This is a genomic window from Pseudarthrobacter defluvii (assembly GCF_030816725.1).
Classification (GTDB): Bacteria; Actinomycetota; Actinomycetes; order Actinomycetales; family Micrococcaceae; genus Arthrobacter; species Arthrobacter defluvii_A.
Genome location: NZ_JAUSYG010000001.1, coordinates 893,432 through 911,086, shown reverse-complemented (window position 1 = coordinate 911,086; position 17,655 = coordinate 893,432). Strand labels below are relative to the sequence as shown.

The window sequence follows — 17,655 nt, the reverse complement described above, 5'->3', positions numbered from 1 at the left end:
TCCTGACCAGCCCTGTTTCACCGCAACGGCTCCTGTCGGCCGCCGGGAAGGGCGATCTCTACGCGGGAGTAGTGTTGTCTCATCATGACGAGCATGTTCCGCACCTTGACAGTCCCCCTGGATGGCAAAGCGTTCCCCGGGGGGCTGCCTTCGTTTCTGGTCCGGGACGACGTCCTCTGCTGGACCCGCCGTGAAGCCGGCCTGGCTGGCTTCGGGCAGATCGCGCGGTTTAACGCCACCGGCCCGGACCGGTTCCTGGAAGCAGACATCTGGTGGCGGCACCTGGTCCTGGAGGCAGAAGTAACGGACTCTGTTGAGTTGCCCGGCACCGGCCCCGTGGCGTTCGGTTCCTTCGCCTTTTCCAAGACCTCCGCCCACGAGTCCCGGCTGATCGTGCCGGAGATCGTGGTGGGCGTCCGGGACAACGAGGCCTGGCTCACCCAGCTGACGTTCGACGACGGCCCGCTCACCGAGGAGACGGCCCTCGCCGCCCTCGACCGGTGGGTCCGCAGTGGTTCCGGCGCTGAATCCGACGACATGGGCGCTGCACCAGAAGGCACGACGGCGGCAGCGGACTCCGCCGGGGACGCTTCCCTGGGTGCCGTGCCCGGCACAGGAGGCGTCGCCGTCGTACGCCCCCTCACCCTGGCTGCCGGCGCAACGCTGCACACCGGCTCGCTCAGCGAGGAAGCGTGGATGGATGCGGTGGCCGCAGGCGTTGCCGAAATCCGCACGGGAGCGCTGGAGAAGCTTGTGCTGGCGCGGGATGTGGTGGCAACTATTCCTTCCGGCGTACATGCCGCAGACGTGCTGCGGGAGCTCGCCGCGAGGTACCGCGAGTGCTGGACCTACGGGGTGGACGGGCTGGTGGGGGCCACGCCGGAGATGCTGATCCAGGTGGAGGGGCGCACCGCCCAGGCCCGCGTGCTGGCCGGCACCCTGGACCGCCGGGACGCGCACGGCGAGGACGGCTCCCCGATGGACTACGCAACGCGGGTGCTGGCCGGCTCGGAGAAGCAACGGCATGAGCATGAGATCGCCATCCAGTCGCTGACCAAACAGCTGGCCCCGTTCTCAGAGGCTATGAACGCCCACGACGAACCCTTCATCCTGGAACTGCCCAACGTGTGGCATCTGGCCTCGGACGTGAAGGCGGAGCTGACCGAGGTGGAGGGCCACGTGCCCACCTGCCTGGCCCTGATCAACGCCCTCCACCCCACCGCTGCCGTTTGTGGAACGCCGACGCTGGTGGCCGGTGAGCTGATCCGCAGGCTGGAGCACCTGGACCGCGGCCCGTATGCGGGGCCGGTGGGCTGGCTGGACGCGGCAGGCAACGGGGAATGGGGCATCGCCCTGCGGGGCGCGGTTATTGAATCCCCAGAGACGGTGCGGCTGTATGCCGGCTGCGGCATCGTTGACGGTTCGCAGCCGGAGGCGGAGCTTGCGGAAACGTGGGCAAAGTTTCGGCCGATGCTGGAGTCTTTGGGGATCAGCAGCTGAGCTGCCGGCGGGATGTCTGGAATGACAGACTGTTCCGTTCTGGAAGGGTTGATTTTGTCCCCGCTACAGTTATCCAATAGTGAAACTTAGTTGCGTGTGACGTACCTCTCTTGTTGAGCGTTACACTATAAGCCGCGTTAGTACCTCATAGCCCCTGCAACAAAAGGTAAGAAATGCAGACTCCCCGTACCCTCCTGGGCACCTCCAAGCTGACCGCTGCCACTATGATCGCCATCAGCGCCCTGGCCCTCTCAGCATGCACGAATGCCTCGGAAACGGGTCCCTCCAGCGCGGCCACCTCTTCGGGCAGCGCCAGCGCCAGCTTCGATCCCACAACGGTCAAGAAGGACGACGCCCTGGCCGCCATGGTCCCGGACGCCATCAAGTCCAAGGGCACCATCACGGTGGGCTCCGACACCAGCTACGCCCCGGCCGAATTCCTGGGTCCGGATGGCCAGACTCCGGTCGGATACGACGTGGACATCGCCAAGGCCATCGGCGCCACCCTGGGCCTCAAGGTCCAGGTCCAGACCGCGGAGTTCACCGGCATCCTCCCGGCCCTCGGCCCCAAGTACGACCTGGGCATCTCCTCGTTCACCATCAACCCGGAGCGCCTGGGCGCAGTGAACATGGTCAGCTACTTTAACGCAGGCACCGCCTGGGCTGTTAAGAAGGGCAACCCCACCAAGTTCTCCCTGGACGATGTCTGCGGAAAGTCCATCGGCGTGCAGACCGGCACCGTCCAGGAAGACCCGGACCTCTCCGACCGGAACAAAAAGTGCGTGGCTGACGGCAAGAAGCCCATCGACATCGTCACCCTGAAGAACCAGACGGACGTCACCACCCGCCTGGTCAACGGCAGCATCGACGCGATGGCCGCGGACTCCCCCATCATCGGTTACGCCCTGACCCAGACCAACGGCCAGCTGGAAAAGCTCGGCGACGTCTACGATTCCGCTCCGCAGGGCATCGCCGTGGCCAAGTCCGACACCGCTTGGGCCGACGTCATCCAGAAGACGGTCACCAAACTGATGGAAGACGGCTCCTACAAGAAGATCCTCGAAGGCTGGGGCAACTCCGAGGGCGCCATCACCAAGTCAGAGGTCAACCCGGCGGTTAAGTCTTGAGTTTTCGCGTTACCGACGACAAGTCAGGCGTACACATGGAACACCATCAACACCGGGACGAACCGGTACTGAACAAGTCAGTGCCGGTCCGCCACCCCGGCCGGTGGATCAGCGCCGTCATCATCCTTCTCCTGGTGGTGGCATTCCTGCAGAGCCTGTTCACCAACCCCAACTTCCGCTGGGACATTGTGGGCACCTACATCCTGGACGTGAAAGTTGTCCAGGGCGTGGGCTGGACCCTCCTGCTGACGGTCGCGTCCATGGTGCTGGCCATCGTCCTGGCCATCCTGCTGGCGGTGATGCGGCAGTCTGACAACCCAGTGTTCCGCTGGACCAGCTGGGTGTGGGTCTGGTTCTTCCGTGGCACGCCTGTGTACACGCAGCTGGTGTTCTGGGGCCTGGTAACCGTTCTGTACCCGGCCATTACCCTGGGCATCCCGTTCGGGCCGGAACTCTTCAGCTACGCGTTGTCGGATCCCAGCAAGGGCTTGATCCCTGCGATCCTCGGCCTGGGCCTCAACGAATCCGCCTACCTGGCGGAGATCTTCCGCGCCGGTCTCAAGTCCGTGGACAAGGGCCAGCAGGAAGCCGCAGAGGCGTTGGGCATGTCCAAGGGCAAGATCATGTGGCGGATCATCCTGCCGCAGGCCATGCGGATCATTGTTCCGCCCACCGGTAATGAAACCATCGGCATGCTGAAGACCACCTCACTGGTTTTGGCAGTTCCGTTCACCCTGGACCTGACGTTCGCCACCAACGCCCTGGCCAACCGCATCTACCTCCCGATCCCGCTCCTGATCGTGGCCGCGTTCTGGTACCTCCTGGTCACCAGCATCCTGATGGTGGGCCAGCACTACCTTGAGGCGTACTACGGCAGGGGCGTGGACAACGCGGCCCCGGCAGCAATGAATCCTGCTGCGGCCAAAGCCGCCGGCCCTGGCGCGGACGCACAGCGGTCCATGAAGACGGACTTCCCCGAGGAGAGTGCACGATGACCGTCACAGCAGAGAAGCCGCTGGTCAAGATCGAAGGCCTCCACAAGTACTACGGGCACCACCACGTGCTCCGGGGCATCGACCTGACCGTCAACCAGGGCGAGGTATCGGTGGTGATCGGGCCTTCAGGTTCGGGCAAGTCCACGATGCTGCGCTGCGTGAACCTCCTGGAGTCAATCAGCGCCGGACGCATTTCCGTGGGCGGGCAGCTGATCGGCTACCGCGAGATCAACGGCAAGCTCCACGACCTCAAGACCAAGGAGATCGCAGCCCAGCGCCGCGAAATCGGCATGGTCTTCCAGCGGTTCAACCTGTTCCCGCACAAGACTGCGCTCCAGAACGTCATGGAAGCGCCGGTGCACGTGAAGGGCCAGCCGAAGGCCCAGGCCGAGAAGCGTGCCGTTGAACTGCTGGACCGCGTGGGACTCGGTGACCGTGCCGGCCACTACCCGTCCCAGCTCTCCGGCGGCCAGCAGCAGCGCGTGGCCATCGCCCGGGCCCTGGCCATGGAGCCCGAGCTCATGCTCTTTGACGAGCCCACGTCAGCGCTCGACCCCGAACTGGTGGGAGACGTCCTGAACGTCATGAAGGACCTCGCGAAGTCGGGCATGACCATGATTGTGGTGACCCACGAGATCGGCTTTGCCCGCGAGGTGGGCGACACGTTGACCTTTATGGACGGTGGTGTGGTGGTGGAATCGGGCGATCCCCGCGAGATTATCGCCAACCCGCAGCATGCGCGCACCAAGGAATTCCTGGGCCGCGTGCTCTGACAAACCGCAAGAACGGCGGCCGCTGCGTGAAGTCCACGCGGCGGCCGCCTTTTTGCATTACTGACCGGTTCCTATCAGTGGCCGGAGAGCACTCCTGCCACGGCGGCGGCCACTGCTTCCTTGATCCTGGCGTGCAGCTGCCGGAGCGACCGGCGGTCCGTGCGGACTTCCACGATGGTTCGCCCCTGCACGGGCCGGTCGAGCGCTTCGGCGAGTCCCGCCGTCGTACTTACCGCTGAATGCCCGACGCCGTACGCTGCGGCGAGTGCCGCGATGTCCACGGAGTGCGGGGTGGCGAAGAGGCGTTCGACGGCGTCTCCGTAGCGGCCGCCCTCCTCCACTCCCCCGTGCTCCAGGAGGCCGAAGATCGCGCCGCCGGAGTCGTTCAGGACCACGATCCGCAGGTCCGGCTGTTCCTCTCCGATCCCGAGCAGGAGCCCGCCGGCGTCGTGCAGGAAGGTGACGTCACCCAGCAGCACGGTGGTTTCCTGCCGGCCGCCAAGCGCGATGCCGGTGGCGGTGGAGATGGTGCCGTCGATCCCGGCCAGGCCGCGGTTGGCATACACGGTCGCGGCGGGATCGGGGGCGGGCAGCCCGGCGAGGTCAACGTCCCTGATGCCGTTGGAGGACCCCAGCAGCAGTTGGCGGCGGGCGTTCTTCCACACCAGCGAGGCGACGGAAGGGCCGGTGGCGGCGGGTTCGGCGGACAGCACCTGGTCCAACGCGTGCTGCGCCGCCGAGCCGGCGAGCAGCCACGTGTCCAGCCAGGCGGACGTGCCGCGGCCGGCGAAATCGGCCAGGTCCGCGAGGTTTTCCAGCGGAAGCTCGGTGCGGCGGCCGGGCTCGTACCAGGCCACCGGAACCGGCTGGTACAGGGCTGATTCAACGTCAGCACGGGCCAGGAGCGCTGCTACCGGGCGGGACAAAGTGGGCCGGCCGAACAGCACCACACGTTCTATGGGGCGGGCCGAACCGGGGCCGAAGTGCTCCAGCAGCAAGCGGTACGGGCCCACGGCGTTGGGGCCGAAGCGGGAGTTGGAGGACGGCTCTGCCAGCAGCGGCAGGTTGTGCGCGCGGGCGAACGCCTCCGCCACCGGACCGGCGTCGTGCCCTGCCAGCACCACCGTGCGCCGCTCCGGCAAGGTCTCCGGCGCCGGGGGCAGGTTCATGACCAGCGGCTCGGTGCCCACCCGGTAGCGCTGCCGCTCCACCGCTTCGGGCAGCCCTTCGTCGGGCGCGGGAACCAGGGGGTCGCGGAACGCGAGGTTGAGCTGGACCGGGCCGGGCGGCAGGTCAGGGAACGCGCCCGTGGCGGCGGAGAGCCCGGTCTGGATGGCTCGCTGGGGGTTGCTTCCCGCGGGGACGTCGGCAGCGAACCGGACCTGCTCGCCGAAAAGGTCCGGTTGGTTGGTGGTCTGGTTGGCGCCGGTCCCGCGAAGCTCATCGGGCCGGTCCGCCGACAGGACGATCAGCGGGACGGCGGCATGGTTGGCCTCCATCACCGCGGGCATCAGGTTCCCGACGGCGGTCCCGGACGTTGTGAGGACCGCTGCGGGCGAGCCCGTGGACAGTGCCAGGCCCAGCGCCGTGAACCCGGCGGCACGCTCGTCGATCCGGATCAGCAGGTCCACCCGGCCTGCCGCCGATGCCTCCGCCAGCGCGTACGCCATGGGGGCCGACCGCGAACCCGGCGAAACCACCACGTGCCGCACGCCGCCGTCGAGCAGTACCGCGACGGCGATCCGCGCCGCAGTCAGCGCGCTCAGTTCATGGGCGTCCAGCTGAGCTGCGTCGTCGGCGTGCACGGCATCTTCGACGCCAGTTGCAGCAGCGGTATCGGTGGGGGCCTCTGTGGAAGCGGAGTCGGCGGGTTCGTTGAACGAAGTCACCAAACCAGTCTGCCACCCCGCACGCCGGCCTTGATGGCCTTGATGGCCTTGATGCCGCGTTGCCCTATCACTTATGGTCCCTATCCCGCGGTTTTAGGGACCATAAGTGATAGAGCAACGAAAGGTGTCAGCCGCGGAACACCTGGACCACCGCGGGGCGTGGCGCGCGCACCTGGCCGGGAGCCGGCGTCGTACCTGCCGGGACGTAGTCCGGGAAGAACGAGTTCGGCGCTTCGAACGTGCCGTCCTCGCCCGGGTGCTGCACGGAGACGAACACCGTGCGCTCGTCATCGTGGATGACCGGGCCGCAGGTTTCGGCGTCGCGCGGGACGGAGAGGAACTGCTCCACCTTGCCGCGCTCGGCACCGTCAAGGGTGACCTTGAAGAGGCCGTCGTTGTAGCCGATGCCGGAGGGGGCGCCGTCGGTGGAGATCCAGAGGTTGCCCACGGAGTCGAAGGCCACGTTGTCCGGGCAGGAGATGGGCGAGACCTTGTCCACGGGGTAGCCGGAGAAGTAGGTGACGTCGCCCTGGGCTGGATCGCCGCACACCATCAGCAGCGTCCAATTGAACTTCGTTGAGGTCTGGTCGCCGGTCTCGGTGATTTCAACGATGTGCCCGTCGCGGTTCTGGGTACGCGGGTTGACCTCGGTGGGGCCTTCCTTGGTGCCGGTGCCGCGGTCGGAGTTGTTGGTGCAGACCACGTAGACCTTCCCGGTGTGGAGGCTGGGCTGGACGTCCTCGCAGCGGTCCATTTTGGTGGGGCCCACCTTGTCCGCTGCCAGGCGGGTGTACACCAGAACCTCCTCGACGGACATGCCCGGCACCTTCGAGACGCCGCCGACCACCAGGGGCAGCCACTCACCGGCGCCGTCGAAGGCGCCGTCGGACGGAAGCGCGCCGGTTCCCGTGATCTCCGCGGTGGGCGAGTTGCCGGTGAACTTGGCGACGTAGAGATCGCCCTCGGACAGCAGGTCCATGTTGTGCCTGCGGTCCCCCTCACGGTATTTTTTCGCGGAGACGAACTTGTACAGGTAGTCGAACTTCTCGTCGTCGCCCATGTATGCCACCACGTGGCCGGATTCGGCCACGATCACGTTGGCGCCCTCATGCTTGAAGCGGCCCATGGCGGAGCGCTTTCTGGGGGTGGAGGTGGGGTCGAAGGGATCGACTTCAACGATCCAGCCGAAGCGGTTGGCTTCGTTCTCGTAACCTGGGTTGCGGGTGTCGAAGCGGGGATCATCCAGTTCCCACTGGCGCGCCGTGGGCTTGGCGGTGAGGCCGTAGCGCTTGTCCCCGGCGGACGTGCCGCCTGCCACGAAATAGCCGTTGAAGTTCTCCTCGCCGGAGAGGATGCTGCCCCAGGGGGTGGTGCCGCCGGAGCAGTTGCCAAACGTGCCCTTGATGGCGCGGCCGGAGGGGTCTGCCGCGGTCTTCACCAGCGCGGAACCGGCAACCGGGCCGGTCAGTTCGTAGGTGGTATCGGAGAGATAGCGGCGGTTCAGCGGCGCGCCCTTGACGTAGCTCCAGGGCTTGGTGGTGTTCTTGCGCTCCAGTTCCACCACGGCCAGGCCGTGCGCGGCGCGTCCGATAGCGCGGGTTTCCACGGGGTCGTAGCCCGCCGGGACCATGATGCTTTCGTTCGTGTATTCGTGGTTGGTGAACAGCACCGCGCGGCGGCCCTTGCTGCCCGGGATTTCCACGATGTCCGTGTAGTCGTTGTTGTAGCCGAACTGGCGGGCCTGGGCAGCAGCGGTCTGGTTGTTCAGGTCGAATTCCGGGGAGTCGCTGAACAGCGGGTCACCCCAGCGGATGATGGGCTGCCAGATGAAGCCCTCCGGAACGGTGAAGGCATCCATTGCCTTATCCACCGGTTTGATGGCCGTGAACTGCAGCTTGGACTTGCCGAAGCCTTCCTTTGCGGCCTTGGACAGGCCAGCGGCGGAAGCAGGTTCGGCAGAGGTCACCGCCGAACCGAGCGCGACGGCGAGGGCACCGGCGGCGCCCAGGCCCAGGGCGGCGCGGCGGGACAAGGTTGCGGAGGCGATGTCACGAAAGTAGCTGTTGGAGCTGGTGTTGCAGACGTCGCCCGCGCAGGCGTTGTCGCACTTGAGCGCGCAGGTGACGGGGCTCCGCTTGCCCTTGGTGTGGCCGAGCATGGGCAGGAGGGCAAATTTGCGGGCAGTTTTAGACATGGGAACCTTCCAAGGAATCTCACTGGGGATGCCCGCCCACCCTTCCAGCCGGTTCCTACCGGAAGCCATCAATTGGATGAAGTTAAGGTGAACCGCCCGTGACCTGCAGGAACGTTGCCAAAACCTGAGCGCGCGTGTCAGGAAAACCCGCCGGACGTGAGCGCGCATGTCAGGAAAACCCGCCAAACCTGAGCGGGCGTGTCATGGGGCGAGGAGGGCATGGACGCGGCGGAGCCGGTCCAGCCACCACTCCCGGCGTTCGGCGGGAGCCGCAAACCGCTCAAGCAGCCCCGCGTCGGCGGCAACGTCGCGGAGGCGGATGGCGCCGTCGTCGGCCACCAGGGGGTCCATGGTGACGTCCGACTCAAAAAGGGACACCGTCCCCAGGCCGCAGGCGTACGGCAGCTCGGGAAGGGCTGCGGCAAGCGCCAGCCCCGCGCGGATGCCCACAGACGTGTCCAGCGCTGAACTGACGACGGCGGGAAGTCCGGCCTGTGCCACGACGTCCAGGGCGCGCCGCACTCCCCCGAGCGGCGCCACCTTGACCACGATCAGGTCCGCCGCGCCGGCCCTGGCCACACGGAGGGGGTCGGTTTCCTTGCGGACGCTCTCGTCGGCCGCAATGAGCACCGGGGTCCCGGCATCCCGCAGCCGGGACCGGACATCAGCCAGGCCCTCGATGGACGGCACCGGCTGCTCCGCGTACTCCAGCCCCACCGGCGCCAGCCGGGTCAGGGCCTCCACCGCTCCCGGCACGTCCCACCCGCCGTTGGCATCCACGCGGATGGCGGCGTCCGGCAGGACGTCGCGGACGGCGTGAAGCCGGGCAACGTCGTCGTCCAATGACTGCCCCTGCTCGGCCACCTTGACCTTCACCGCATCCACCCGGCCGAACCGGGCCAGCACGTCCGGCACCCGCTCCGCGGAAACTGCGGGCACGGTGGCGTTGACCGGAATCACCTGCCGCAACGGCACCGGAAACCCGAGCCACCCCGCTTCAATGGCGGCCGCCAGCCAGCGCGAGGCCTCCGCGTCGCCGTACTCAGGGAATGGGCAGAACTCACCCCAGGCCGCAGGACCACGCAGCAGCAGGGATTCGCGCTGCCTGATCCCGCGGAACTTCACCCGCATGGGCAGGCTCACCACGTGGGCGGTTGCCAGCAGCTCCTCCAGGGGCGGGATGGGCAAATCGGAGGCAAGCGGCAGGCCGGGGTTAGGCATGCCGATTACTGTACGCCTGGGCACAAGCACCCAGTTATTCGCGCACCACCCGGATGGTCTCCAGCGACGGGTCGGCGGGGTCGGGCAGGACCATGCCGGCTTTCAGCCCCGATTCCAGGTAGTCGACAACAGCCTCATTGATCCGCTCCCCCGGTTCAGATCCATTTGTTGTGCTTGAACGCCAGGTAGAGGACCAGGCCCATGGCCGCCATCAGGCCCAGGGCGTATGGGTAACCGTAGATCCACGCCAGCTCCGGCATATTCGCGAAGTTCATGCCGTAGATGGACGCCACCAGGGTGGGAGCGAACAGGATGGCGGCCCAGGAGGAAATGCGCTTGACCTGCTCGTTCTGCTCCAGGCTCGACTCGGTCATGCGCTGCATTTCATCGTTTTGCCGCTGCGCCACCAGTGCGGCGTTGACGGCGAGCGCATTCTGGAGCAGGGCGCGGAAGGAAGCCACGCGCTCGTTGAGCCGCAGCACGTGGTCCAGGACGTCACGCAGGTGGTCCTGCAGGACTTCCCCCGGCGGCCGCTCCGGCGATCCGGCCATCAGCTGCCGCAGGATTCCCGACAAGGGGCTGGTGGCCCGCTGGAACGTGATGACCTGCCGGGAAAGTTCGTAGATCCTTCGCGAGACCTCGGGGTCCGCGCCGAAGAGGTCGTCCTCGATTTCGTCGATGTCGTTCTCCAGGCCGGCGGCGACGGGCTCGTACTCGTCCACCACCTGGTCCAGGATGCCGTACAGCACGGCGTCCGGGCCCAGGGCCAGGAACTCGGGCATGGACTCCATGCGTCGGCGAACTTTGGCCAGATCGGGGGATTCAGCGTGCCGCACGGTGACCACGTACTCGTCGCCGACGAAGACATGGATCTCGCCGAAGTCGACCTTCTCCACTTCGTCACGGTACCTGGCGGGCCGGAGCACCAGGAACAGGCAGCCGCCGTAATGCTCCAGCTTGGCCCGCTGGTGTCCGGCGAGCGCGTCTTCGATGGCGAGGGCGTTGAGGTCGAATTCCTCGCCCACGGACTGCAGTTCCTCTGGGTCCGGCCGGTACAGGCCGATCCACGCCATCCCCTCGCGCTGCCGGAGCAGGAAGTAGGTTTCGTCCAGGTCCTCCGGATCCTGGGTGCGGAGCCCGTTGACGTACACGGCGTTGTCAATGATCGTCATTCTTGGCTCCCCGCTCACGCTCCCAGTCGTCCAGCAGGGCCGGCATCCGTAAATTGAGGAACCGGTAGAACCTGGCCATCTCCGCCACCCGCGCCCGGGCCGCCGATCCTTCCGGAAGGGTTTCAGCCGTGGCATCGGTCAGGGCCGCGAGTTTTTCGTAGACGGGGCTGTTCCGCATTGCCGCCACGTACCACTCATCCTCATGCAGGGCGTAGAGGTCACGGCGGCTCCCGGGCTGCGAGACCCGGTGCACGAAACCCACGGTCTGCAGGTAGCGCACGGCGCCCGACACTGCCGCGGCGCTGGCCCCCAACCGCTCCGAGAGTTCAGCGGCCGTGAGGCTGCCCTGCTCCGAGGACACCAGCGCCAGCAACGTCCGGGCCGGCATCTTGGGGAACCCTGCCGCAGCGAAGGCGGCCGCAGTCCTTTCGGCGGCATCGGCCGTCAGACCGGACGCCTCCACGCCGGCAACGCCGGTGTCCGTGCTCATGCCGCGCCCACCTCCCGCCGCCGCATCGCTGCAACCGCCAGCACGGCGGCGAGAATCGCGATCACCAGCATCCACCACGCGCCGCTCCAGTCCGTGGCATCCCCGTGCGGCACCGGGGTGTGCGCGAACGGTGACAGATCCCGCAGGCTTTGGTCGATCCCCAGCATGGCGCCAAAGATGCCCAGCAGTACGCCGAGGGCCAGCAGTGCCCAGCTGGCGGCAATGGTCGCTGCGGGAATCAGGACGAACACCAGCGCCGGCACGGAAAGGTAGATCAGGGCCGCCGGCAGCTGGGCCAGAGCCGTTTGCCACAGGACATCAACGGGCATGGAGGTATCTCCGGAGCCGGTGAGCGTCGCCCATGTCCCCAGCCCCGCTAGGCCCACTACCAGCACCACGGCCGCCGCGCCCAGCACCAGGTATCCGGCCAGCCATCGGACCCGTCCCACCGGGGCGGACAGCAGGAGTTCGGCGGTCCCGGCTGCTTCCTCCTGCCGAAGCCTGATCACGGCCTGCAGTGCGCACGCCGCTGCCAGGACCCCGGCCATGGAGAAGAGCACCGACACCATCAGCTGCGTCAGCGAGGTCCCCTGGGACTGCAGCATTGCCCGCAGCATGGCAGTGATGTTGGTGTCGGGGGTGTCGACGGCGGCAATCGCCTTTCCGAGCGAACCCGCCAGCAGGCCCAGGGCCAGCCCGCTGAGCCCCCAACCAGCGATCGACCCGGACTGCAGCCGCAGTGCCAGCGCAACCGGGCTTCGAAGCCCCGGCCGGGCGGCGGTGCGTCCCGGCCGCGCTCCCCAGACGCTGGACCCGCTGTCCCGCGTGCCGAGGATCAGCCAGGCTGCCGCAAGGCAAACAACGCCCAGCCCCACCGGCAGGAGCAGCGGCCAGGCACGGTTCCCCGAAAAGGCGAATGTTTGCTGGCCCCAGCCAATCGGCGAGAACCAGCTTGCCGCACCTTCGGTCATGGTGGTCCCACCGGCGCCCGGCGCCCCGGTGGCGTCCCCGATCCCGCGCAGGACGTACGCGAGCACCACCAGCGCCGCCGAGACGCCATTCGCGCCGCGTGACGTTCCCATGAGCTGGGCCACCAGCAGCGCCACGCCGAGGAAGGCCAGCCCGACGACGCCCGTGGCGGCTCCTGCGGTGAGGGAGCCTTGCGGGTCCAGGCCCTGGGAGGCGAACCCGCCGAAGACCGCGAGCGCCACGAGGATGTTCGCCGTGATGCCGTGCAGCACTGTGGCGGCGGTGGGCAGCAGGCGCCCGGCGGGGGTGGCGGCCACCAGTTCTGCCGCGCCGGTTTCCTCATCGGCACGGGTGTGCCGCACGGCAAGGAACGTGCTCATCAGCCCGGCCAACAAGGCAAGGAAGGCGTAGATCAGGAAGAACGTGAAGGCCCCCTGGTCTGCGCCGCGGGGAAGACCGCGCAGCATCAGGATGGCAGGTGTGGCGATGGCCACCTGCAGGATTTCGGTCCGGCTGGCCACATTGCCGTAGGTCTGGGTGACGGCGGCCGCCGCGAACAGGGCAAAGGCCCCGATGGCCACCACCCAGCTGAGGAGCTGCCAGCGGTCCCGGCGCAGCCGCTGGCGCCAGAGGACCAGGAGGACGTCCATGTCAGCTCCGGCCCCTCGCGCCCAGCAGATGCCGCCGCGTACCGTGGCCTGCCCCCGCCGGATCGTCAGTTCCCGGCGAGGGCGCCGCAGCCCTGTCCCCGTAGTGCCGCAGGAACAGTTCCTCCAGTGACGGCGGGACAATCGTCAGGCCCTGCACGCCCAAGGCGCCCAGCGCGGGAAGCACCTCCGCGATCCGGTCCGAGTCGGCGCTGAACCGGACCCGTCCGGCGTCGACCGTCAGGCCATGCACCGCGCCAAGGCGGGCCAGGGCTTCAGGATCCAGACCGTCCACGGCGAAGGAAACCTCAGACCTGGTGAGGTGCCGCAGGGAGTCCAGGGTGCCGCCGTCGACAATCCTGCCCGCGCGGATGATGCTCACCCGGTGGCACAGCGCTTCCACCTCGGAGAGGATATGGCTGGACAGCAGCACCGTTGCCCCGCGCTCGACGGCGGCCAGCAGCTCGCGGCGGAAGACCTCCTCCATGAGCGGGTCAAGGCCGCTGGTGGGCTCGTCCAGCAGGTAGAGCCCGGCCTCGGTGGCGAGGGCCGCGATCAGGGCGACCTTCTGCCGGTTGCCCTTGGAGTAGGCACGCCCCTTCTTGGTTGGATCGAAGTCGAACACCTGGCACAGGCGGTCCTTCCGGCGCCGGTAGGCTGCTTCGTCCGCGGCGCCGCCCCGGAGCCTGGACAGCAGGTCGATGGTTTCGCCGCCGGACAGGTTGGGCCAGAGCCGGACATCACCGGGAACGTAGGCCAGGTGCCGGTGCAGTTCGGCGGCCTGGGCCCAGGGGTCGACGCCCAGGACGGTGGCGGAGCCGGAGGTTGCCCTGGCCAGGCCCAAAAGGATGCGCAGGGTGGTGGATTTGCCGGCGCCGTTGGGGCCCAGGAAACCGTGGATCTCACCGCGCTGCACTTCTAGGTCGAGGCCGTCCAGGGCCCTGACGCGGCCGAAGTGCTTGTGCAGGTTCGTTGTCTGGACAACGGTGTTCATGGTCCAAGTCTTTGAAGTTTTCACAAGATTGTGAAGGCACTAAAGTCCCACTTATGAGTCCTGACAAGCCCCTGGCCACCGCACAGGCCGCCCGGCCGGCGACGGTACCTCTTTATGCCGCAGGGTTTGTCACCGCTTTCGGCGCCCACAGCATCGCGGCCGGACTCGGTTCGCAGAGCGGCAACATCGGCCTGACCCTGCTGAACCTTGGCATCCTCCTGGCCCTTTACGACGTGGCGGAGGTGTTCCTGAAGCCGGTCTTTGGCGCCCTCAGCGACCGCATCGGCGCCAAACCCGTCGTGGTGGGCGGCCTGCTCGCCTTCGCAGCACTGTCGCTGATTGGCCTGGGAGCTGCGGACCCGCTTGTCCTTGCGTTGGCCCGGCTGGGACAGGGGGCCGCGGCGTCCGCGTTCTCGCCGGCGTCGTCCGCCATGGTGGCAAGGATGGCCCGGGGCGGAAAGGCGGGCACCTACTTTGGCCGGTACGGCTCCTGGAAGAGCCTGGGCTACATCATCGGCCCGCCGCTGGGTGCAGGCCTGATCCTTGCCGGCGGCTTTCCGCTGCTGTTTGGAACGCTCTCCGCGGTGGCGGCTGTGACCGCGCTGTGGGTGCTTTTATCCGTACCGAATCTGGAGCCGCTGCCCCGGAAGCGGTACACGGTCATGGACCTGGCGCGCCAGCTGGGCGAGCGCCGCTTCCTGGTCCCCACGCTGGTGCTGGCCGCCGCGACGGGCGCGCTGGGGGCCGCCGTCGGCTTCCTCCCCGCCCTGGCAGCCCGGCACGGCATGGACGCTTTCGCCGGCACCGCCGCGGTGAGCGTTCTGGCGCTGGGCTCGGTGCTCACCCAGCCGTGGATCGGCAGGTTGCGGGACCGGAACGCCGTCACCGACAACAAGGGCACGACGACGGGCCTGCTGCTGATTGCCGCGGGTATTGCTGCGGTGGCGTTGGCCCCGGGAGTGGTCACCATTTTCGTCGCCGCGGCCTGCATCGGCACAGGCATCGGTGCGGTGACTCCCCTGGGATTTGCGCACCTGGCCGACGCCACGCCGCCGGAACGGATGGGCCGGACCATGGGCTCGGCCGAGCTGGGGCGCGAACTGGGCGACGCCGGCGGCCCCCTGTTGGTGGGCGGCATCGCCACGGCCACGGCCCTGCCGTTCGGGCTGGGGGCACTGGCGCTGCTGGTGGCCGCGGCCAGCATCCCCCGCCTGGCCCCGGTCAAACCCGGCCCCTAAGCGGTCTTCCAGCTTTTTGTGTCACCCTTAACCGCGATGACTTCTTCCCGGCAACTGCCCACCCGGACGCCCGCCCGGCCTGCCCCGGGCTCGGCGTTCCTGTTCGTGCTGTCCACCGTGGCGTGCATTGCCGGGCTGGTTGCCACCTATTACTTCTTTGTGCAGACCACCACGGGCCAGTTCATTGACGAGTCAGCGCTGGTGGAGGCGGTGGAAATCCATGGGCCTGCCGGAAAGGCGGCTACCCGCTTCCTGGACCTGCTGCCCACCATCTCACTGGTGATGGCCGCCGTCGTGGTCCTGTTTGTCACGGTCATCCGGCGGCACTGGGCCGAGGCAGGGATCGCCGTGGCTGCGTGCGTTGGCGCCAACGTGGCCACCCAGGTGTTGAAGGACCTGCTGCCGCCGCGTCCGGACAAGGGCGTGCTGACCCTGGAACTGAACTCGCTGCCCTCCGGCCACACCACGCTGGCGGCGTCCGCGGCAGCGGCAGTTTTCCTGATGGCGTCCCCGCGCTGGCGCCCCATGGCGGGCTTCATCGGCGGCTCCTTCGCCATCGCATCGGGGGTGTCCACGCTGATCAACCAGTGGCACCGGCCCGCTGACGTGGTGGCGGCGTTCCTGCTGGTGGGGGCGTTCATGATTCCGGCCGGCTGGCTGATCCTCCGGCGCGGGTCCTGGGACGAGTGGGACGGGTTCGGCGAACACATCGGTTCGGCCCGGATCTGGCTCACGCTGCCGGTGCTGATTGGCTTGGCCTCAGCCGGGGTTGCGGTGTACTCGCTGATCCGGATTGCGCCAAGCCCCTGGCAGGAGGCCAGCACCACCAACTATTTCTGGGCCGGCATCTCGCTGATTGTGATCGCGGGGTACCTGGCCACGGTAGCCACTACGTCCCTGTTCGCATTTGCGTCACGACGGCGGGACGCACTGCGCCGCTGACGGGCTCCGCCTTGGGCGTCAGTCCGCACCCAGGCGGGGCAGGAGCAGCGCCTCGGCAACAATGGCGTTCTCCTAGTCCTCAGGTCAAAATCACGTGTTATTGGTGCCACCAAGGTCCTTGGCGTCGCGTCCCATGCTTTCGTCCATGGCAGCGGCAAGTTCGATGTCGTCAAGGTAGCGGGCCGCCGGGCGGCCGGTGGCTTTGGCCAGCTTCTCCAGGGTGGCCAGATGCTGGCGGGCAAGCTCGATGGCCACCTCCTCAACGATGCTGGGTCCGTTACGGACCACGAGGTCGCTGAGGTATGCCCGGAGGCGGCCGGCGGGCCGTCCCTTGGCCTTGGCATCCGCGGCAACGAGCCTGGTCAGGGCTGCCGCGGCCACGGCAGGCTTGTCGCTGAAAAGCTCCATGTGATCCCCTGTAGCGATGCACCGTGATGGGACGGGCATCGGTAGCTCAAATGTAGCCTTCCCGGGCCTGCCCCGTAAGGACCTTAGGCCCAGACTTTAAAGGTTGGTCCTGGCTTCAGCATCTTCCGAATATCGGGCACCTTGGACCGGGATTGCGGTGATCAGGGCGTCAAGCCCGGCCAGTTCCTCCCTGGTAAGTTCCACGTCGGCGGCGGCCATGTTTTCCTCCAGCCGCTCCAGTTTCCGGGTACCCGGGATGGGAACAATCCAAGGCTTTTGGGCCATCAGCCAGGCCAGGGCGATTTGGCCCGGGGTGGCACCCTTGCCGTGGGCAAAACCGGTCACGGCATCCACCAGCGCCTGGTTATGCGCCAGGGCGTCCGGCTCGAACCGCGGGATGTTGGCACGGGCGTCATTGCCGCCGTCGAACGTTTTAGACGCTGCAAGCGTCCCGGTAAAGAAACCCCGGCCCAGCGGGCTGTAGGGAACAAAGCCGATGCCCAGTTCCTCGCACGCGCCCAGGACCTCTTCCTCCGGGCGGCGCCACCAGAGTGAGTACTCGCTTTGGACGGCGGTGACGGGCTGGACGGCGTGGGCGCGCCGGATGGTTCCCGCCGCGGCCTCCGACATGCCAAAGTGCTTCACCTTGCCGGCGTCGATCAGGTCTTTGACCGCACCTGCCATGTCCTCAATCGGAACGTTCGGGTCCACCCGGTGCTGGTAATAGAGGTCGATTGCCTCGACACCCAGCCGCTGCAGGGAGCCCTCCACTGCCTTGCGGATGTGGCCGGGTTCGCTGGTGACCCTGCCGCGGGGCTTCCGCGCCACCGGGTCGATGTCGAACCCGAACTTCGTGGCGATCACCACCTGCCCGCGGTACGGGGCCAGCGCCTCGCCCACCAGTTCCTCATTGGCGTAGGGCCCGTAAATTTCGGCAGTATCAAAGAAGGTAACCCCCCGCTCCACGGCTGCCCGGAGCAGCCGCACCATGTCCTGCCTCTCAGGGGTGCTGCCGTAGCCGCCGGTCATGCTCATGCAGCCGAGTCCTATGGCGGACACTTCAAGGCCGCGCCCCAGGGTGCGCTTGCGCATATGT

General features: G+C 67.5%; 15 protein-coding genes. 6 read left to right on the top strand and 9 right to left on the bottom strand.

Translation table 11 applies throughout. The annotated features are described in order from the left end of the window. Window positions 1–84: 84 nt before the first annotated feature. The 4 genes from QF031_RS04250 (at window position 85) to QF031_RS04235 (ending at window position 4,395) form a co-directional block, all read left to right on the top strand. Window positions 85–1,500, top strand: a complete 1,416-nt coding sequence (locus QF031_RS04250) for an isochorismate synthase (RefSeq protein ID WP_307424547.1) — start codon at window positions 85–87, stop codon at window positions 1,498–1,500. Window positions 1,501–1,673: 173 nt separating this feature from the next. Further along, complete coding sequence (locus QF031_RS04245) at window positions 1,674–2,627, top strand: ABC transporter substrate-binding protein (RefSeq protein WP_307424544.1); 954 nt, start codon at window positions 1,674–1,676, stop codon at window positions 2,625–2,627. Between the two features lie 35 nt (window positions 2,628–2,662). Further along, window positions 2,663–3,622, top strand: a complete 960-nt coding sequence (locus tag QF031_RS04240) for an amino acid ABC transporter permease (protein ID WP_307424542.1) — start codon at window positions 2,663–2,665, stop codon at window positions 3,620–3,622. Then, window positions 3,619–4,395: an amino acid ABC transporter ATP-binding protein gene (locus QF031_RS04235; RefSeq protein WP_307424540.1), complete on the top strand. Its 777-nt coding sequence runs from the start codon at window positions 3,619–3,621 to the stop codon at window positions 4,393–4,395. Before QF031_RS04240 ends, QF031_RS04235 begins: the two co-directional genes overlap by 4 nt. A 74-nt stretch (window positions 4,396–4,469) precedes the next feature. Here the strand turns inward: QF031_RS04235 and menD are convergent, their stop codons facing one another. From menD to QF031_RS04200, 7 genes are all read right to left on the bottom strand, one after another. Next, window positions 4,470–6,284 (bottom strand): 2-succinyl-5-enolpyruvyl-6-hydroxy-3-cyclohexene-1-carboxylic-acid synthase, encoded by a 1,815-nt coding sequence (gene menD, locus QF031_RS04230; protein ID WP_370874484.1) that lies wholly within the window; start codon window positions 6,282–6,284, stop codon window positions 4,470–4,472. Between the two features lie 127 nt (window positions 6,285–6,411). After that, window positions 6,412–8,478, bottom strand: coding sequence for a PhoX family protein (locus QF031_RS04225; RefSeq protein ID WP_307424537.1), 2,067 nt, complete (start codon window positions 8,476–8,478; stop codon window positions 6,412–6,414). Between the two features lie 201 nt (window positions 8,479–8,679). Further along, window positions 8,680–9,699 carry an o-succinylbenzoate synthase gene (locus tag QF031_RS04220; RefSeq protein ID WP_307424534.1) on the bottom strand — a complete coding sequence of 340 codons (1,020 nt, stop codon included), beginning with the start codon at window positions 9,697–9,699 and terminating at the stop codon, window positions 8,680–8,682. A gap of 155 nt (window positions 9,700–9,854) precedes the next feature. Then, window positions 9,855–10,871 carry a magnesium and cobalt transport protein CorA gene (locus QF031_RS04215; protein ID WP_307424530.1) on the bottom strand — a complete coding sequence of 339 codons (1,017 nt, stop codon included), beginning with the start codon at window positions 10,869–10,871 and terminating at the stop codon, window positions 9,855–9,857. After that, entirely contained in the window at window positions 10,858–11,361 is a 504-nt protein-coding gene (locus QF031_RS04210) for a GbsR/MarR family transcriptional regulator (protein ID WP_307424527.1), read from the bottom strand. The genes QF031_RS04215 and QF031_RS04210 overlap by 14 nt, the downstream gene beginning before the upstream one ends. Continuing rightward, complete coding sequence (locus QF031_RS04205; RefSeq protein WP_307424524.1) at window positions 11,358–12,980, bottom strand: ABC transporter permease; 1,623 nt, start codon at window positions 12,978–12,980, stop codon at window positions 11,358–11,360. The genes QF031_RS04210 and QF031_RS04205 overlap by 4 nt, the downstream gene beginning before the upstream one ends. A gap of 1 nt (window position 12,981) precedes the next feature. Continuing rightward, window positions 12,982–13,971 (bottom strand): ABC transporter ATP-binding protein, encoded by a 990-nt coding sequence (locus tag QF031_RS04200; protein ID WP_307424522.1) that lies wholly within the window; start codon window positions 13,969–13,971, stop codon window positions 12,982–12,984. Window positions 13,972–14,024: 53 nt separating this feature from the next. Between QF031_RS04200 and QF031_RS04195 the strand changes: the two genes are divergently transcribed. Both QF031_RS04195 and QF031_RS04190 read left to right on the top strand, forming a co-directional pair. Then, window positions 14,025–15,209: an MFS transporter gene (locus QF031_RS04195; protein ID WP_307424520.1), complete on the top strand. Its 1,185-nt coding sequence runs from the start codon at window positions 14,025–14,027 to the stop codon at window positions 15,207–15,209. A gap of 36 nt (window positions 15,210–15,245) precedes the next feature. Beyond that, window positions 15,246–16,151 (top strand): phosphatase PAP2 family protein, encoded by a 906-nt coding sequence (locus tag QF031_RS04190; protein WP_307424518.1) that lies wholly within the window; start codon window positions 15,246–15,248, stop codon window positions 16,149–16,151. Window positions 16,152–16,241: 90 nt separating this feature from the next. On the opposite strand, the gene QF031_RS04185 is transcribed toward QF031_RS04190, so the two are convergent. Then, on the bottom strand, window positions 16,242–16,559 hold the full coding sequence (locus tag QF031_RS04185) for a hypothetical protein (RefSeq protein ID WP_307424515.1): 318 nt from the start codon (window positions 16,557–16,559) through the stop codon (window positions 16,242–16,244). A 96-nt stretch (window positions 16,560–16,655) separates the two neighbouring features. Continuing rightward, window positions 16,656–17,651 carry an aldo/keto reductase gene (locus QF031_RS04180; RefSeq protein WP_307424512.1) on the bottom strand — a complete coding sequence of 332 codons (996 nt, stop codon included), beginning with the start codon at window positions 17,649–17,651 and terminating at the stop codon, window positions 16,656–16,658. Between the last annotated feature and the right edge of the window lie 4 nt (window positions 17,652–17,655).